At 36.8% G+C, this 15875-nt stretch carries 21 protein-coding genes; 6 read left to right on the top strand and 15 right to left on the bottom strand.

Annotated elements, in window-relative coordinates:
- The first annotated feature begins 4 nt into the window (after positions 1 to 4).
- Positions 5 to 445, top strand: a complete 441-nt coding sequence (locus H7J92_RS09385; protein ID WP_009496513.1) for a DUF948 domain-containing protein — start codon at positions 5 to 7, stop codon at positions 443 to 445.
- Between the two features lie 105 nt (positions 446 to 550).
- On the opposite strand, the gene H7J92_RS09380 is transcribed toward H7J92_RS09385, so the two are convergent.
- The 8 genes from H7J92_RS09380 to yhfH all read right to left on the bottom strand — a co-directional run bounded on the left by H7J92_RS09380 (position 551) and on the right by yhfH (position 4671).
- Positions 551 to 1057: a GNAT family N-acetyltransferase gene (locus H7J92_RS09380; RefSeq protein ID WP_343228083.1), complete on the bottom strand. Its 507-nt coding sequence runs from the start codon at positions 1055 to 1057 to the stop codon at positions 551 to 553.
- A 155-nt stretch (positions 1058 to 1212) separates the two neighbouring features.
- Positions 1213 to 1710 carry a P-loop nucleotide/nucleoside kinase family protein gene (locus tag H7J92_RS09375; RefSeq protein ID WP_078816717.1) on the bottom strand — a complete coding sequence of 166 codons (498 nt, stop codon included), beginning with the start codon at positions 1708 to 1710 and terminating at the stop codon, positions 1213 to 1215.
- 117 nt (positions 1711 to 1827) lie between these two features.
- Positions 1828 to 2259: a WapI family immunity protein gene (locus H7J92_RS09370; protein ID WP_221836655.1), complete on the bottom strand. Its 432-nt coding sequence runs from the start codon at positions 2257 to 2259 to the stop codon at positions 1828 to 1830.
- Positions 2260 to 2586: 327 nt separating this feature from the next.
- Entirely contained in the window at positions 2587 to 2985 is a 399-nt protein-coding gene (locus tag H7J92_RS09365) for a hypothetical protein (RefSeq protein WP_078816719.1), read from the bottom strand.
- A gap of 29 nt (positions 2986 to 3014) precedes the next feature.
- Positions 3015 to 3227, bottom strand: coding sequence for a helix-turn-helix transcriptional regulator (locus H7J92_RS09360; RefSeq protein ID WP_009496508.1), 213 nt, complete (start codon positions 3225 to 3227; stop codon positions 3015 to 3017).
- 260 nt (positions 3228 to 3487) lie between these two features.
- The gene (locus tag H7J92_RS09355; RefSeq protein ID WP_078816720.1) at positions 3488 to 3985 is read right to left on the bottom strand and encodes a DUF948 domain-containing protein; all 498 of its coding nucleotides are present in this window, start codon (positions 3983 to 3985) and stop codon (positions 3488 to 3490) included.
- 15 nt (positions 3986 to 4000) lie between these two features.
- Positions 4001 to 4426 (bottom strand): DUF948 domain-containing protein, encoded by a 426-nt coding sequence (locus H7J92_RS09350; RefSeq protein ID WP_221836653.1) that lies wholly within the window; start codon positions 4424 to 4426, stop codon positions 4001 to 4003.
- Between the two features lie 116 nt (positions 4427 to 4542).
- On the bottom strand, positions 4543 to 4671 hold the full coding sequence (yhfH, locus tag H7J92_RS09345) for a protein YhfH (RefSeq protein ID WP_143759236.1): 129 nt from the start codon (positions 4669 to 4671) through the stop codon (positions 4543 to 4545).
- A gap of 627 nt (positions 4672 to 5298) precedes the next feature.
- Between yhfH and ilvA the strand changes: the two genes are divergently transcribed.
- Together ilvA and H7J92_RS09335 are read left to right on the top strand one after the other, a co-directional pair.
- Positions 5299 to 6567 carry a threonine ammonia-lyase IlvA gene (gene ilvA / locus H7J92_RS09340; protein WP_009496504.1) on the top strand — a complete coding sequence of 423 codons (1269 nt, stop codon included), beginning with the start codon at positions 5299 to 5301 and terminating at the stop codon, positions 6565 to 6567.
- 187 nt (positions 6568 to 6754) lie between these two features.
- On the top strand, positions 6755 to 7297 hold the full coding sequence (locus H7J92_RS09335) for a GDYXXLXY domain-containing protein (RefSeq protein WP_221836651.1): 543 nt from the start codon (positions 6755 to 6757) through the stop codon (positions 7295 to 7297).
- A 413-nt stretch (positions 7298 to 7710) separates the two neighbouring features.
- On the opposite strand, the gene H7J92_RS09330 is transcribed toward H7J92_RS09335, so the two are convergent.
- From H7J92_RS09330 to H7J92_RS09315, 4 genes are all read right to left on the bottom strand, one after another.
- On the bottom strand, positions 7711 to 8352 hold the full coding sequence (locus H7J92_RS09330; RefSeq protein WP_221836649.1) for an HD domain-containing protein: 642 nt from the start codon (positions 8350 to 8352) through the stop codon (positions 7711 to 7713).
- 524 nt (positions 8353 to 8876) lie between these two features.
- Positions 8877 to 9101: a hypothetical protein gene (locus tag H7J92_RS09325; protein ID WP_050804617.1), complete on the bottom strand. Its 225-nt coding sequence runs from the start codon at positions 9099 to 9101 to the stop codon at positions 8877 to 8879.
- Between the two features lie 1363 nt (positions 9102 to 10464).
- Positions 10465 to 10665 carry a hypothetical protein gene (locus H7J92_RS09320; protein WP_009499533.1) on the bottom strand — a complete coding sequence of 67 codons (201 nt, stop codon included), beginning with the start codon at positions 10663 to 10665 and terminating at the stop codon, positions 10465 to 10467.
- Positions 10666 to 10746: 81 nt separating this feature from the next.
- Positions 10747 to 11154, bottom strand: coding sequence for a hypothetical protein (locus H7J92_RS09315; RefSeq protein ID WP_221836647.1), 408 nt, complete (start codon positions 11152 to 11154; stop codon positions 10747 to 10749).
- A 1063-nt stretch (positions 11155 to 12217) separates the two neighbouring features.
- Here H7J92_RS09315 and H7J92_RS09310 point away from each other — a divergent pair.
- Genes H7J92_RS09310 through H7J92_RS09300 form a run of 3 tightly spaced genes read left to right on the top strand, consistent with a single transcriptional unit; the run spans position 12218 to position 14042 of the window.
- Positions 12218 to 12733 carry an RNA polymerase sigma factor gene (locus tag H7J92_RS09310; protein WP_221836645.1) on the top strand — a complete coding sequence of 172 codons (516 nt, stop codon included), beginning with the start codon at positions 12218 to 12220 and terminating at the stop codon, positions 12731 to 12733.
- The gene (locus tag H7J92_RS09305; RefSeq protein WP_221836643.1) at positions 12717 to 13661 is read left to right on the top strand and encodes an anti sigma factor C-terminal domain-containing protein; all 945 of its coding nucleotides are present in this window, start codon (positions 12717 to 12719) and stop codon (positions 13659 to 13661) included. Before H7J92_RS09310 ends, H7J92_RS09305 begins: the two co-directional genes overlap by 17 nt.
- 15 nt (positions 13662 to 13676) lie before the next feature.
- On the top strand, positions 13677 to 14042 hold the full coding sequence (locus tag H7J92_RS09300; protein WP_009497423.1) for a hypothetical protein: 366 nt from the start codon (positions 13677 to 13679) through the stop codon (positions 14040 to 14042).
- Between the two features lie 266 nt (positions 14043 to 14308).
- Here H7J92_RS09300 and H7J92_RS09295 read toward each other — a convergent pair whose 3' ends face one another.
- The 3 genes from H7J92_RS09295 to H7J92_RS09285 all read right to left on the bottom strand — a co-directional run bounded on the left by H7J92_RS09295 (position 14309) and on the right by H7J92_RS09285 (position 15749).
- Positions 14309 to 14521, bottom strand: a complete 213-nt coding sequence (locus tag H7J92_RS09295; RefSeq protein ID WP_040759177.1) for a hypothetical protein — start codon at positions 14519 to 14521, stop codon at positions 14309 to 14311.
- 110 nt (positions 14522 to 14631) lie between these two features.
- Complete coding sequence (locus H7J92_RS09290; RefSeq protein ID WP_246602691.1) at positions 14632 to 15081, bottom strand: hypothetical protein; 450 nt, start codon at positions 15079 to 15081, stop codon at positions 14632 to 14634.
- A gap of 59 nt (positions 15082 to 15140) precedes the next feature.
- Positions 15141 to 15749 carry a Type 1 glutamine amidotransferase-like domain-containing protein gene (locus H7J92_RS09285; protein ID WP_221836639.1) on the bottom strand — a complete coding sequence of 203 codons (609 nt, stop codon included), beginning with the start codon at positions 15747 to 15749 and terminating at the stop codon, positions 15141 to 15143.
- Positions 15750 to 15875: the final 126 nt, after the last annotated feature.

Raw genomic sequence — 15875 nt, 5'->3', positions numbered from 1 at the left:
TTTGATGGATTGGGTACTAGGCATAGGCGTCTTACTAATTGGCATTGCACTTATTATAGTAGCCGTCATTCTGATCAAACCGCTTGGGAAGTTAACCGAGGTGTTGGAAAGCGTTAAAAAGACGACAGATACCCTGCCGTCAACGGTAGCGGATTTAACGGGACAGACACAGCAAATACTTCACACAAGCAATGAAACGATTAGCAATGTAAATAAGCAAATTACAGAAGTAACGCCTGTTTTCGAAATCGTCGGCGATGTTGGTGAAGCGTCACGTGAGGTAACAACAGCTGCGCTCGATCGTTCCGTACGATTGAAAGAGCGTGTCGGAAATGCAAGTGATTTTGTGAAAGAGAAAGAATACAAAGGATTATACGGGTTAGTGACAATCGTGTTTTATTTGTTGCAACAGCGTAAAGAACTGAAGAAACTTCAAAAACTATAAGACATGATTGCCCTCCTGTAGTATGTTGCAGGAGGGCATTTTGCATGCAAACTACATTTAACAGGGTGGATGCCCCATTTGTGGAACAACTTCATCTTGCGGAACTCAAGAAAGACCTTTATTTGTATTCATTTCAATATAAAAAGGAATAATATCGACATAATGACCGTTTTTCTGTCTAAATCCTCCTGGAATTAAACCTAGCGGGGTAAATCCTAGTTTTTTGTATAGGTGAATCGCCCCTTCGTTCGTAGCCAGCACCGCATTAAATTGCATGATTCGAAAACCCAGTGATTTTGCTCTTTCCAATGAATCAACCACTAGCCTTTCGCCAATACGTTTACCTCTTTGTCCAGCTTTGACACCATAGGAAGCGTTGGCAATATGTCCGCAACGCCCTACATTATTCGGGTGTACAATATAAAGACCCACTATCTCACCGTTGTCGACGGCCACACCTGTATAGGATTGTTCTGCAAAAAAAGAACGTGCTTCCTCAATTGTCAATGGCCCCTCTTCTGGGAAAGCCATACCTTCTTCCACAATATCATTCCATATTGTGATCATATGTGGTAAGTCCGCGTCTTCATATTTCCTAATTATTACTGCCACTCCAATTCCCCCTTTATAACAAATACTATTATTTCGCAAGCCATGATGCGTTAATGAAAAAAATGCCCTATGGCAGGCTCAATCAGAAATCATTTACCATTTAAGAAGAGCTCCCTTTTGTTGAAAGCTACCCCAATGTTGTGTTGAACTCCTTATTATTCTTTTCCACTAAACTCTAAAATATTTAAACCCTCGAATGCCTCTGGTGCTTCAAAAAAGTTAGTAACATGAGTAAACACCGCTTCCGTGTCAAAATCCGCTCTTTCAGGTTGTTCGTTACGCCTTTGTGCAATTTGACGTAAGCATTGCTCATTATTAAGATTAAGGAAAATTAATTGATGGCTTGCATTGACATCTAACACCATATCCAAAAACCATTTTCGTTGCTTTTGAGTGTTAGCTGGAAAATCCATCACTACATCTGTACCGACGCTTAATATATTTTGGACATGCTTTTTCACCAACGGCTTGATCTGCGCCGAAAATTTTAGATAATCCTCAAATGATCCGATTTGATTGGGATAAAGAGATGAAAGCCATTCATCCTCAGATAACAGTACCGCATGTTTATCTATTGCCATTTGTTTTGATTTAGTTGATTTTCCTGCGCCCATTTTTCCACAGAAAAAGTATAGCGTCCCTGATGGTTTCATATTTTTAAACCTCCAAGTTTATTTTAGTGGTGTTGCCCCACCTTGTAAAACATGTCATTCAACAATTGGGACCGATTATAGTATATGTTTTTAAACCGTCACGCCCATAATTGAAGACTACGGCTTACCTGTTACTGGATATACATAGGTTATATCCTCTAACTCTTTAATAACCTCTTCTAAATAGGATTGATTTGATACAAATTCAAAGGTTAGTACCGCACCGCTTCCTGCTGGATAACATGTCTCTCCAGACCAATCTATATGACCCCGCTTATCCATTTCACCTTCAAGATGTATATAGTCTTCTAAACTTGTCAATTTCGCTTTCCCAGATAAATTCCTATGCATTAACTTTACGTCATTCAAAAAATCTCTAATTTCATCTGCTCTTAAACTTGCACTAAAGTCAACTGTATACCCTGGAATTTCAATTTTCAAATTTGAACTAAGCCAGTTTCCGTCCCAATAATCAGAACTGTTCGGATACATACGAGCTAAGACATCTATTTCTAATACAGTTTTCTCACCTAACAGATGGAACTTCATTTTAACACCTCACTCTATCGCTTATTCCATTAAGCCCACCCGATTGCCGACACTATATATAGGCTACTCTCCAATGCTTTTAACCTTTTCAAAAAGATAAAGTAGCACAATCGCCCCTAAAATAACCATAGCTAAGATGTAAAAATTTGATTTGAAAGCATGACTTAGGGAATCCATGCTACTTATAGCTACACCTCCTACAATAAAAGATTATATTACCATGGACAATACCCTGTCCTTCATATTAATCCCTCCAAAATTTGGCCCGATAATAAAAAATCCACGTTTCTTTATGCCGTTAAAGCGCACAAAATCACAGCCCTTAAATTACTTTTGAATCGACTGTACAACTTGAGCTATTGCAAATACTACTACACTTGCAGTGACTGCAAGAATCATGTAAGCAACAGGATCTAAGGATAAATTCTCTGTGTAATAGGCAATAATACCAACGGTTAAGAAAAGCAGGATAAAAATAAAAGAGATGAAACATGATACGAGTCGAACATTCCAAGTCCGTTCATCCTCCACAATTTCAGTTGAAGACCAACCTTCCTTAACCCCCTTTACAAAAAGAGTAATAGTGGTAAATCCATATAGGATAGAGATTAGCCCCCATAACCACCAAATCATCGCCCCATTGGAATATGATGAAATACTTACATATGCAAATGCCGCACACAATAACATATTGAATATCAACAATCCCCACTTTGGTAAACGCATACTGAATTCTCCTTTCTTGTTAATAAGTTTTAATCGTCAATCCAAAAAAGCTCGTCTAATGGTTTTTCTAAAAACCGTGCGATTAGAAGACATATTCGAATGGAAGGATTATATTTTTGTGCTTCAATTAAATTCATCGTCTGTCGGGTAACTCCGACCAAGTTGGCTAATTCTATTTGGGTCATCTTTCCCTTTTCAATCCGAGTAATTTTTACTTTATTTTTAACTGAGATTTCTTTCAAAAACCTTCACCTCAATTCCCTACTTTGATTGTAATATATAGTATCCAAATGTCAATTATAAATTACAAGATACATAAAACAATTCTGCACCTTTATTTAGATGCAGGCAATACAGTTAAGTTGGTTATGAGTTCTACATTCGTGCAGTAAATTCCTTGAAACTGTGTACATCAATAAAAACGGGGACACCAATTCATATACGAATGGTGTCCCCAACTGTTATATATTATTTTCTATCCAAGGACCGAATTCACCAGCCTTCAGTAACCGGTGTTTTCAGGTGATGGTAACTTTTTCAAGGGTTGATCTTGCGCTACTCTTGAATGGGTTGATCCTGTAGAAGATTCTTTACGCTTTTTCAAGAAATAGTAACCTAACATCGCTGAGCCGTAAATATTACCAAGTCGTTTATTTTGCTCGGATTTATTAGCATGCTCACCTTTTTGCTGTACCGATGAAGTTACATCCACTAGAGAAGAAGTCAAACCTTGTGTGGTTTCACCGAGATCTCCAACTACTTGAAACAGCGGAGTCAAATTTTCCAATTTCGTATTCATATCCGCTAACGTGTTATTACTATTTTGAATCAAATTTCCTGTTTCATCTAAAATGCCATTCAGTTGGCGAGGTAACTCCCCTACCGTCTTATCTACGTCCTGCAAGATATTCCCTACCTGCTGCAAGACTTTAGAGAAATAAATGGCTAAAATTATAAAGGCGATACCAATCAATACGACGCCAATTCCTACGAGATCCATCTTCATACCTCATTTCTATCGACTATTTTCCGTACTTTGTTTTCCTCGTTTCCATGAACGTAAGAGTTCGGAGCCAAATTCTCCATATTGAATCGCTTGAACGAATGGTTTCGTTCCTGAAAGTGATCCATCTTCTTCAAATTGCTTCGTTCGTTTCGTCAATTCTTCACTCAAGTACTGACTAGAACGTCCGACGTTTTCAATTGACGAGAAAAGCGGCGTCGTCGCATCCAATTTCACTTGAACATCTGTTGCCAACTCTTCCGTTTCGTTTAGTAAACCATTCACATATTCCAAGCTCTGATCCAAGTTCTCTTCCACTCGCTTCGCTGTTTTGGTGACCGTCAGTAACAAATGGGACGACTTCACAAGCAACATGGAGAGGTAGATGGCTACGATCAAAAACGCAATGGCTATAAATAGCACGCCAAGATACGCCATACATCCTTCCTCCTTTCCACAGACTGTATACATCTTATCATTCTATACCACTCAGGGTTTTTCTAAAACATTAAAAATCCTATGCTCCGCAATGGAAGCATAGGATGCAGTTGCTTTTATTCTTCATGACGGCCGATGCAGCGTTCGCACTCCACCAATACCGATTCGTGTTTTTCCGTGAACTTATCTCCACACTCCGGGCAAACCTTTTCAACCTTTTGTCTTTGCTCATTATTCATTTTCATCCTTAATTCCTCCATTCATTTTCTGTGATATACTGTACTGATACAGCAACTTATGATTGATACTAATATATAACAGATTGAATAGATTTGTCACTACTTTTGGATAAAAGCTAGTATTCTGCGATAGAATGCAAAAGAGCTGGATGAATGCATAAAGATTTAGAATTGAACAAAAATTCGGAGCGCTGATTACTCGGCGCTCCGAATTTTTGACTCCTATATCATTAAGCCGTACACAATTACGGCTGCGATAATAACGAGAGTGACCACAAAAAATGTCCACTGCGCGTTATCCGGCTTCTCGGGCCTGCTATCCCATTTTTGCATACAGTAACGCTCCCTTTCTTATTTTAGCTGGCTGCCTCTTCTCTGAGTAGTTTTCCCCTCGCTTTTTAAATTAAACACTAACTGTATTAGATCTAGCAATCGCCAACGAAGAATAGTACTAAAAATATTAAATTCTTTTCCCATTTATCTCTATTGAAACCCCTTCAAACCAAGTAAACGCTTACATATTGAGGTGTTGTTAAAATAAACGAACAATTTGGAACTTTCTTATGTTCATTCGGATTTTTTCATGTTATTATGAGTAAACGTTGAATTGTTACGGAGGTTAGATGATTAATTATGAAGGTGAAAACTATGGAGTCGAAAAGTATTCAAGTGGAAGATATCTTAATTGCCAACCAGCTGCTGAAAGATGTAGTAGCCCATACGCCGCTGCAAAAGAATGAGCGTCTATCGGAAAAATATGACTGTCATGTGTATATTAAACGTGAAGACTTGCAACATGTCCGTTCCTTTAAACTGCGCGGTGCGTACTACAAGATGAAACGTATAGAAACGGAAGCACGGAAGTCAGGCATCGTTTGTGCCAGCGCTGGAAATCATGCGCAAGGCGTTGCGTATGCGTGTGCTCACCTCGATATTGACGGCAAAATCTTCATGCCTCAGACAACACCTAAACAAAAAGTGAATATGGTGAAAATGTTTGGACGCGACCGTATCGAAATCATATTGGTCGGAGACACATTTGATGATTGCTTCGAACAGGCAATTGAATTGGTAGAGAAAGAGAAACGAATCTTCATTCATCCATTCAATGATCGGGACATCGTGGCCGGACAAGGAACCGTCGCGGTAGAAATTATGAACGATATTGAAGAACCCATTGATTATGTCTTTGCAAGCATCGGAGGCGGCGGTCTCATGTCGGGCATCAGCACATACATCAAAAACTTATCTCCACATACACGAATGATTGGAGCAGAACCTGCTGGTGCTTTAAGTATGAAAACTTCCATTGACGCACAGAAAGTGGTGCCGTTGCAAACGATCGATAAGTTTGTCGATGGAGCTGCTGTTAAATGTGTCGGTGACCTCAACTTTGATATTTGCATGAGTTACGTAGACAATATTGTCAGCGTGCCTGAAGGTAAAGTATGCACGGCCATTTTGGATTTATACAATGAACACGCCATCATCGCGGAACCAGCAGGCGCTTTGCCAATTGCCGCACTAGATTTCTATAAAAATGAAATCAAAGGAAAATGCGTCGTCTGTGTCATCAGCGGCGGGAATAATGACATCGGACGGATGCAGGAAATCAAAGAAAAGTCGATGATTTATGAAGGCTTGCTCTATTATTTCCTCGTCGACTTTCCACAGCGTGCAGGAGCTCTACGTCAATTCCTCGACACCGTGCTCGGTCCTGATGATGATATCACGATGTTTGAATACACGAAGAAAAACAACAAAGAAAGCGGTCCTGGACTGGTTGGTATAGAGATTAAACGCAAAGAAGACTACAAAGGTCTAATTGCACGAATGGAACAGAATGGATTCCCTTATAAAGAAGTGAACAAAGACAGCTCTTTATTCGGACTGCTGATCTAATTTATATACACCGAAAAAGCCTGATGTTTACCACATTAGGCTTTTTTTGTGCTTGAAATTTCAATTTCAAAATGTTTCCTGGATAAAATTAATGGGTAAATTACTACTAAAACCATCCATTTATGCACATGCTCTACATACATAAGAAGTATTTTTATGAAATCTACCGAAAGGCGGCGACCCGGCTTTGAGCAATCGGCATAGAAAAATAAGTGTTGCACTTCTCTTTGTCATTCCTCTGCTTCTACTGGCAAGTCTCGCAGTTCCTCATTTTAAAACACTTCAAACGGGGGATGATGTCTATTTGCAAACCGAACCGATCACGAAAGAGGACGCAAATGAAAACTACATCGTCCTACGTTATGAAATTGAAAAGGTCCTCAAAGAACAGATGACGGACAGTTTAGTGGAAACATTGAAACAACCGTCCGAATTGGGGATGACAAAAGTCTTCGGCGTATTGGAAAAGCAAAATGGAATAGATCAGCTGGTCACTTTAAGCGAGAAGGAACCCACAGACGGTGTCTATTTAGAGGGCTGGTTGCCTCAAACAACTGAACGGGAATACCGGGAAAGCGAACACTATATCGTGAACTTCGGCTTGGATCCTTTTTATGTCCCGAAAAAAGGACATCGTGTAGCAGCGCAAGGGCTTCAGGACGGAATCACTACTGCACATTTTAAAGTGCGAGATGGTCATGGCATTTTACGGGAGATTGAAACGAAGTAAAAAGAAGCAGAATCGGGAGAGTAAAAATATAAACAGCATCAAAAACCGATCAGAAATCTGAACGTTTTTTGATGCACTATCTTATTCATAAAAGTGGCGTTCCCTGCTCAACAATCATGTCTGTTAATCGAATTTAGGCTAGCTGTTCACTTGTCTGCAGGAGTCGCCGCCTTCCTTTTTAATCACCTAGGAGACCGCTTGGAGTTTTTATCCAGCAATCGCGTTCGATAATTGAATAACAAAGATCACTGATATAGATTATATACCCATTATATTATCAATAGAGATTTCTTCGTCATTCACTAAAATACAGATGGTCTTGTACTTTCGATCTGTCGTTAAATAATATATCTTGGAACGATTATAGAATCAAGTTAGTCACCTAAATTCAACAAGACAGTGCTGGATGTCTTTTACTTCTTGCATTCGCCAATTATCCACATCGTAATGTCCGTCAGCTCGTCATGCTCAGTAAATTGTTCACTAAGCATATCTGTAAGTATATTTTCCATGAAGTATTCCACACAGCTCATATCTTGAAACAGCAGAATGGTCCGCAATGCTTCTTCGTAGATTTCCAAAAACAACGGCTCCGGATTTCCCTTTTGAATCTCACCAAATGATTCATAAAGCAAATCAATTTTATCAGCAATTGCCAAAATACGTCCTTCCAGTGTTTCATCTTTCCCTTCCTTGAACCGTTCCAAATAAATGGCCTGATACTCAACCGGAATTTCTTTTTCCACAAAATTTCTTGTCATTTCTTCTTCTACTTCACTGAACAGCTGCTTCAACTCTTTTGAAGCATATTTTACGGGTGTCTTGATATCTCCTGTGAAAAGTTCCGCATAGTCATGGTTCAATGCCTTTTCATACAACGTTCTCCAATCTACTTCCTGTCCAGATCTTTCTTCGACCGTCCCAAGAAATTGAGCAATTTTTGCTACCTTAAATGAATGACTGGCCACAGAATGCTCTTGATATTTAAACTTTCCTGGACAACGGATAATTTGTTCTAAATCAGACAAGCTTTTAAAATAGTGATGCACGCCCATCTTATTCATCTCCTTTCTGTGGTTCCTGAAACTGTCATATGTATATTTCCCTGTTTTGACTAAAATATGCCGGTGAAGGATACCTGTATACGAAACTATTTCGTTTGTTTAACCGTCCTATTAAATTAAATAATCATGAATGTGTTTCACACGGGCAGTTGTATAATGATATGGCCACAATTTGTAATTCCATTTCAACACAATGATTTTTAAAATACCAAACATTGTCGATTCTTATCGGTACTATTGTTTTGTAAATAGGAGAAGCTACTGAACTAGCCTAGATTATACATTCACTTTTAGCACGACAAACAAACCGGTAATAGAAAGTCATCTTAAATAATATACATATTAAACCGATCACTATACTCTATGATCAAATATATGTCCCCCCTTTGCACAACCAAGAAGGATGAACGCAAAGCTTAAATTAAAAAGTATCCAAAACCAGTTTTTAATGTCAATCACCTTCTCCTACATAACTGTTGCCATCCCTGATTGCCAAAACCCAAAATATTAATTCTTCATCGCATCATCTGATTATAAATATAAAAACCATATAAAACGGGCAACAACAATCCGAGTGCCAAACAAGTAACTGCTGCTAACTTTGACTGTTTAGCAAGACGTTCATTATTCGATCTTAAACTTTGGAAAAATGTAAGAGTAAAATAAAAACAAATAATGATTAAAATTGTTGAGAGCATACCAATCCAATTTCCTGCTCCCATAAAAATCATATCGTTCATCCTGTCTATCACCTCTTTCAGCAATCTGGCCTGAGTGATGAATGGGCGCAAATCCTTAGTGCGGAAGCGCATCCGCTTCTGAAAATCTTTTTAAGAGTTATATCCAAAGGAAACTGCAAATACCAATGCAAATATTGATAAAAAGATTATAACTGTACAAATTGTAGTTATTATTAAGGTTAAGATTTTAGGTATGTCAGAGCGTCTTTTCCAAGTAGCTAAAAGTAAAAATAAACATACAAGAAGAATTATTAGAAGAATTGAAAAAAGCATGTAACGATCTTTAATTATATACCATAAGCCCATGTAATCTGCTCCCTTCCAACGAGTTAGTACTTAACAAAATGGCCAGTTTGCGGCACAATCCTTGTAAAGCAACTGCGCCCGTTAATTTAATAACTCCCCACTTCTTGATTATCCATTTCTAATTGTTGATTCAGATCATCAACTTTTTTCAATTCTTTCAAGTTGATTTTTTGTCTATTAATAGAAGGGAATAATAGTATAATCGAAACGACGATTGGCACTGATCTTTATTGAAGAAAAGCGCCTGAGTGCAAAACAGTACAATTCAATTATAATTTCCTTTCCGATTCCTTGTGTATAATGCTCGAAATGAATTCAACTGCAAAGAAAACAAATAGACCGTTCCAAAAAATCAAACTAGGAGAAAATAAAGTACTTACTGTAAATAAATAATAAAAATAGTATATAGCTGAAACAAGTAGGTCAGCGTAAAAACCAAAAATCCCCCATTCTTTGCATTAAAAGAAAATACCATTCTATTATTTTTAATAAGTAACTCTCCTTGCACGTTTGGCTCACTCTCCTGTTAAGCAATCGCGCCGAGTTAGTTAAATATAATCATGATTTAAATTTTACTGTTGTTATATTTTCTTATCACAGTTACCAAAATTGCAATAATAAAAACGATGACACTATTTGCCAATAAATACTGTCCCACTTGCATGCCATAAAATATTGCAAAAGGATCACGAATAATAACTATTGCTAATGCACCACCAATTGCACTAAATAAAACTGCTAGTAGTAATATTGTAAATGCAGCAAAATATAGGTTTTTCTTTTTTTGTAGTATATAAATCCAATAATATTTGCAATAACGATAAAGAAACCCCTAAGTATTAAGAAGAAATCAACCATTTAATCCCCCATTCCAAACCTACCTTTAACCAATATACAAACAAATGTAATTAAGATTGTGGATATATAAGGTTAAACCGGCAAACCTTCATAATATCCACTTCACTTTAAAATTGTTATTAAACAGATTGGTCTGTTTATGAAAACAGTGTAATCACGGAAACACCACTGTCGTCTCCAATTCTCATCGTTTAAATTTTTACCTAACCGCTTCTGGTTCCTTCATAAACCAAGAAATATAGGAACATTGTCTGCAAATCAATATAGTCGCATCGCGGTTTGCCCAGTCAAGGCCAAACAGCGTTGCTCCCCTTGTGTTGAGTTGTCTATAGTCTTTATCGAAAGTATCATTTTGACAGCAAGGGCAAACAAGTTGAACGTTTCCTACTCTATATTTCATGATTTCTCCTCCTCAAATTGACGCATGAAATTTCCACATAAGCTATTAAACAATATTGGTCCGATTGAACAATAAGGTAATTCACTGCCGCTGCAAGTGGGAACTTTCATAAAAGGTCGTTGCAAAAATATTAAAGTTGCTTCTGAAAGTATTACGTAAATTACCAAATAAAATATTCAGTTCACTTCTCGAAAAATTATTCCCATCTTTTATATACCTGATTTCTTCTTCCAGCCTTAAAAAATTATTTATTGTATCAACCAAGTACACTTTAACTTCACTTGAATAATCTTTCTTAGTAATCAAGCTCAATAATGTGTCTCTGCTCTGTTTTACATCGACAAGCATCTCATCTAATTTATGTTGATCCATCGATACTGGATCTGTACCGATTAGCCAGTCCTGTTCAAAAATCGGCAGAATATATTGGGTCTGCATTACGGTTACGTCCTGATCACGGTTACTATATTTTTCAATTCCTTTAGCCAAGTTCTTCTCGTATGATTCAGTGAATTTATTGAGAATATCTTCATATGTTTTATCGTTATGGTATAAAACCTCAGTCGGTTTGTATGTAAAAATTTTATATATACTGAAGTGAAAAAATGGATAAAACCAAGACATGAAAAGTATGAATAGCACTGCGACTGTACCCAGCCCCCAAAAATCCGTATACTTTTTATAGCCATTTAATTCCTCTCGTTGAGATAAGCATACTTCAGAAAACCGCTTAAAATGTAAGAAATGATTATTCCTACCGATGCAATTTCTAAAAGCAATAGTAGAATGAAATAATAAATACCTTCGCTACGATAGCCTTTATTTTTGACGTTCAAGTAGTAAAGAAACAAAAATATAATATCTATTCACAATAACGTTGGAATAAACCATTTATATTCAAGAAAAAAGTTTTGCTGAAGTTACCGACTAAACTGGTTAAAGATATCAGCAAAAACAGCGCTAAATTAAATGCTATTCTTGCACCCGTTAAATGTTCGTCTGTATTATAGTCCTTCTTCAAAAGACAAACCTGCACATCATACAACCTATAACGCTTTACAATTCACGGATTTATTAAGGTTTAATTTAAAGAGCATTACAACGAAACGGCTCTGTTTGTTGAATAAAATATTTATTTATAATCCATTTTAACACAATATCACTATTTTCTTTCAAATTATCCATAAACTATTAATAAAAACAGCAAAAACGCTAAGAAAAATGAGCGTTTTTTTTGACGTATGTTTACTATACTTATTTCACCAACCACCGCCGTTATTTTAAGTAGATTTCTTTACAAATTACAAACAAAAAAGCCCTAAAACTCTGAATGCCTCGATGCTTTTAAGATACGGTTGAAAGAACTCGATCCACCCCGCTTTGCTCTACTTTTCGTAAATCAGTGTTTCAGCAATGACTTAGTGTAGATTAATTAAATTTGGCAGGACAACTGGCAGTGAAATATTTCTTTAACGAAAATAAATAAAAACATGTATACTTTTTTCAAACCTCTGCGTCTGATGTATGTTAACAACATAAAGTAGGTGGCCACTTGCAAATCCAAACGATTGAGGACCTGTACCGGGAGAAGTCTCGTGTCATATTCCGTTACCTAATAAAAATTGGATGTCCGAAAGAGGATGCTGAAGATATCGTACAAACCACGTTTTCTAAAGCATTTGAGCATATGATTCATCTGAATGTGGACAATCCTTCTGCGTGGCTCTTTAGGGTATCTATAAACAATTATTACGATTTATGCAGGAAACAAAAACGATACCCGCATGCGCAAATAGATGAAAGTTTCTTTGAGAATATGTACCAGATGGGTGAGGACGGGGAACAAATTGTGCTGAAGAAAGAACATAAAAATGAAATTGAAACAGTTTTGAATCAATTATCGCCTACACAATCGAACTTGCTACTCTTGAAATATGAGCTCGATTTATCGTACGAAGAAATAAGTGTCCTACTAAATATGAAAGTTGACACAATCCGAACGACGCTATATCGCTCACGGAATACTTTTAAACAGAAATGGAGTGAGTTTGTTGAAAGACAATCATGAATTGGACGATCTTTTCAGTTTTGAGAAAAACGAAAAAAACCTCATTACGAAAGCAAAACAAAAAAGTACAATCCGTATGGTCTTTATTAGTGGATTAGTCTCTCTGTTGGTACTAACACTCATCATATTAGTGAAACTGCAAGTGACACCTTGGTTGTTGAACAAGGAATTGATAGCCCAAGAAACGTACTATGAAGTGCACGGTGCCAATTCGTTTATTGGTCCTTGGGAAGAGTCAATTCAGATTATTGGAAGCAAAGCGACAGCTCCTCAGTATAAATTATTGGACGGGCGACCTGTATACCTTGGAGAAATCTCGAATAACTCCGATAAAATCGAAGTGCATCTCACGCCGAACGAATACGAAACGTATAGTTACCTTGGCGGAAAAGTGATGAATTTTATTCACCCAGAAGTGAAATTAAACCACGTCCCGAACGAATTAAAGAATATCGATATGTTTCAGGATCATCAATTAATTGAAATGGGACTTTCATTTGATAAAGCTTATTCATTGGATGAAGTGAAAGCAATGTTACCAAAAGATATAGCCTTACAATGGGCGTGGGTTGATGTTTATTCCGTCGAAGAAGTCAACTCGTTACAAACTTCAGAGCCTCCCGCAAATATATTTACGGAAAACGAAGTCTTCGGGTTTTCATTGGTAGACAAAACAGGCATCAGATTAAAGGATCCTGTTAAGGAATTCATGGATTCTGTGGTGTATGGGAAAAATCACATGGGGCCCTATAAAAGAGATATGGCAACGTTCTACGAAACACTGACCGAGCAAGGTGAGGTTGATGAAACAAATATTAAAGTCATCGGGTCGGTTGTGGTCGGAAAAAAAGTAGCACTTAAACAATTACAGAACGAATCCGGCGTCCGTGCATCGAGTATAGGTGCAGTCGTCGATTCATTCAAATAAAAGGAGATAAATACAATGAATAAACCAGTACAATGGATCATTTGGGTAGTGGCATTGGTTGCCATTAACATTCCCACAATTTTGATAGCCTCATTTTCACTCTTTGGCACAGCAGAAGGAACAAGCATTTTTTCAGTCGATTACTTGATTGCGGCAGGTATCTTACTTTTAGGTAATATCATTATACTCCAACTATTTCTTGCTATTCGTAAAAACCGTTACCAAGCATTTGTCTATGGTTTAAGCGTGGCAGTCGCGCAGGCTATTGGTTTTTACTTGATCGGCATGTTTTATTTTAAAGTCGGACCAATCATTTTGGGGGCAAGTATCCTTTTGGCAATCAGTTTGTTAATTAAGGAAATAAAATATCGATCACAATAAAAAGGATGGGAGCAGATTTAATTTCTGCACCATCCTTTTTTATGAATGAAGTTCATTTAATTCTTCCATCCGATCCTTCGTTGGAATCCTATGTTCAATGGTAAGTATCGACATTCACATCTTAGTTAATTGCAAATTTAGTTTTGGTATGCGCTTTACACATCTACATCGTTAAGCACATTCCTGCTAATACATCGATGTTGGGAATCGACGTCTCCATTAGTTTAACTTAACACTTGTAAAAGTGTCTTGTAATTTTTATCGTCTTACTGGGCAGTATCTGATTTATCCATAATTATGCTGCAAGAAATATTCAGTTTGTGCCAAACCCAAGCTTGAAAAATTTGTTCCAATTCTCTCTCCAATAATTCCCCATCTATTTTCTTATCAATTTCCAGCTCTTCAAAGGTAAATGTTTCTGTCGCCTCAGTACCGTCATACTCAGAACTTTTGAAAGAAAAAGTTACTGTTTTAACCACAGTTCCAACCTCCTTGTTTGCATCGCCACTAACTTTGTTGAATAGTCTTTGAATATGATTGACCAAACAATCTGGCCGTATAGTTGAACTTTCCAAATAAATATATAAAATTAATGACTTAAATGTGATGAAAAACCATTGAAGGCATTTAATATATCATCACCTAATGGATGAGCAAATTCTTGAGATTTCACAGGCAATATTCCTTCTTTTTCAAGTTGTTTCAGAAATTTTTGAAACCCTGTGCAGATAACTGCAATATACTTTTTTAGGTTAAATTCATATTTAAAAACACCATCTGGAAAATGGCTTACATGTTCAATAAAAAGGTTTGTACCATCAGTGGAAAACAAATAGTAATCATAGTTTCCATGACAAACTAATTCCGCCTCACTAATTTCTCCTTTATATAGCGAGGAAAGAGTTGAGAAAAAAACCGGGATTGCTATAAAACCTATACCTGATTTAAAACTAAATAACTGTGTGCCATTTGTAACATCAAATTGAATATCTCCATTACTGAAAAGAATATCAATAGAACAATTATAATTAGACACCATAAAACCCACCTCCATTAATAGCTGTATTAAATGGCATTTGTGTTCAAGATCAGGTTACTTCATACTATAATTCTCGCGATTAATTTTTCATTTCGAAAGTGTAAATTTACATTGTCATCTAATGTATATAAATTACTGTCTTTTTGAGCTTTTGCCCAGTGATCGAAAGCTTTCCGACGTTTTTCGTCATTGTAATGTGGACACAGAGTACCTTTTAATATTCCTAAGCCTTTAAATTCTTCGTACTCTTCCCCGTTTTTTTCACTAAAACAAGTGTCGAACCAACACATTGCTCCTGCACTTATTCCAGCTAAGATGACACCATTTCGATATGCATTTCTTAATACAGCGTCGAAATGAGCTCTTTGCCAAGTTCTTAGCATGTATTGCGTGTTGCCCCCACCTACATACACAATGTCTAAGGAGTTTATAATTTCTTGGATGTTTGTTGATTCAAAGTCTTGAATTGTAATGTGGCTTGCCTGTTCTGTTTTAAAAGTTTCATAAAATTTATTAATATACTCCTGAGTATCATCACTTGCCGTAGCAATAAATGCGATTTTTAACTTTTTTTCTTTGCGTGAAATTTTTAGTAAGTACTCGTCTATATAAGCTTTCTCTTCTTTAGAAAAACCACCACCGGAAATCGCTAGAATATTTCTTTCCACGTATGCTATCATCCTTACACGTTTATTTTTCTAATAGTTCTATTACCGAAAATTATTAGAGTTAATTCTTACGTGCTAATTCAAATAAAATAAAGCTAAAAACGCCACTATACATAGAACTACTAT

Origin of the sequence: Sporosarcina aquimarina, assembly GCF_019748715.1 — a bacterium.
Classification (GTDB): Bacteria; Bacillota; Bacilli; order Bacillales_A; family Planococcaceae; genus Sporosarcina; species Sporosarcina newyorkensis.
Note: the sequence above shows the minus strand (reverse complement) of the source record. Positions and strands in the feature narration are given on the sequence as shown.

Bases quoted from the DNA above. Each gene is read 5' to 3' on its own strand.
- H7J92_RS09325 (WP_050804617.1), bottom strand. From the start codon at position 9,101: ATGAACGATATGATTTTTATGGGAGCAGGAAATTGGATTGGTATGCTC.
- H7J92_RS09330 (WP_221836649.1), bottom strand. From the start codon at position 8,352: ATGGGCGTGCATCACTATTTTAAAAGCTTGTCTGATTTAGAACAAATT.
- H7J92_RS09385 (WP_009496513.1), top strand. From the start codon at position 5: ATGGATTGGGTACTAGGCATAGGCGTCTTACTAATTGGCATTGCACTT.
- H7J92_RS09320 (WP_009499533.1), bottom strand. From the start codon at position 10,665: ATGAAATATAGAGTAGGAAACGTTCAACTTGTTTGCCCTTGCTGTCAA.
- H7J92_RS09375 (WP_078816717.1), bottom strand. From the start codon at position 1,710: ATGAAACCATCAGGGACGCTATACTTTTTCTGTGGAAAAATGGGCGCA.
- H7J92_RS09355 (WP_078816720.1), bottom strand. From the start codon at position 3,985: ATGGATCTCGTAGGAATTGGCGTCGTATTGATTGGTATCGCCTTTATA.
- H7J92_RS09365 (WP_078816719.1), bottom strand. From the start codon at position 2,985: ATGCGTTTACCAAAGTGGGGATTGTTGATATTCAATATGTTATTGTGT.
- H7J92_RS09290 (WP_246602691.1), bottom strand. From the start codon at position 15,081: ATGGTGTCTAATTATAATTGTTCTATTGATATTCTTTTCAGTAATGGA.
- ilvA (WP_009496504.1), top strand. From the start codon at position 5,299: ATGAAGGTGAAAACTATGGAGTCGAAAAGTATTCAAGTGGAAGATATC.
- H7J92_RS09350 (WP_221836653.1), bottom strand. From the start codon at position 4,426: ATGGCGTATCTTGGCGTGCTATTTATAGCCATTGCGTTTTTGATCGTA.
- H7J92_RS09300 (WP_009497423.1), top strand. From the start codon at position 13,677: ATGAATAAACCAGTACAATGGATCATTTGGGTAGTGGCATTGGTTGCC.
- yhfH (WP_143759236.1), bottom strand. From the start codon at position 4,671: ATGAAAATGAATAATGAGCAAAGACAAAAGGTTGAAAAGGTTTGCCCG.
- H7J92_RS09370 (WP_221836655.1), bottom strand. From the start codon at position 2,259: ATGAAGTTCCATCTGTTAGGTGAGAAAACTGTATTAGAAATAGATGTC.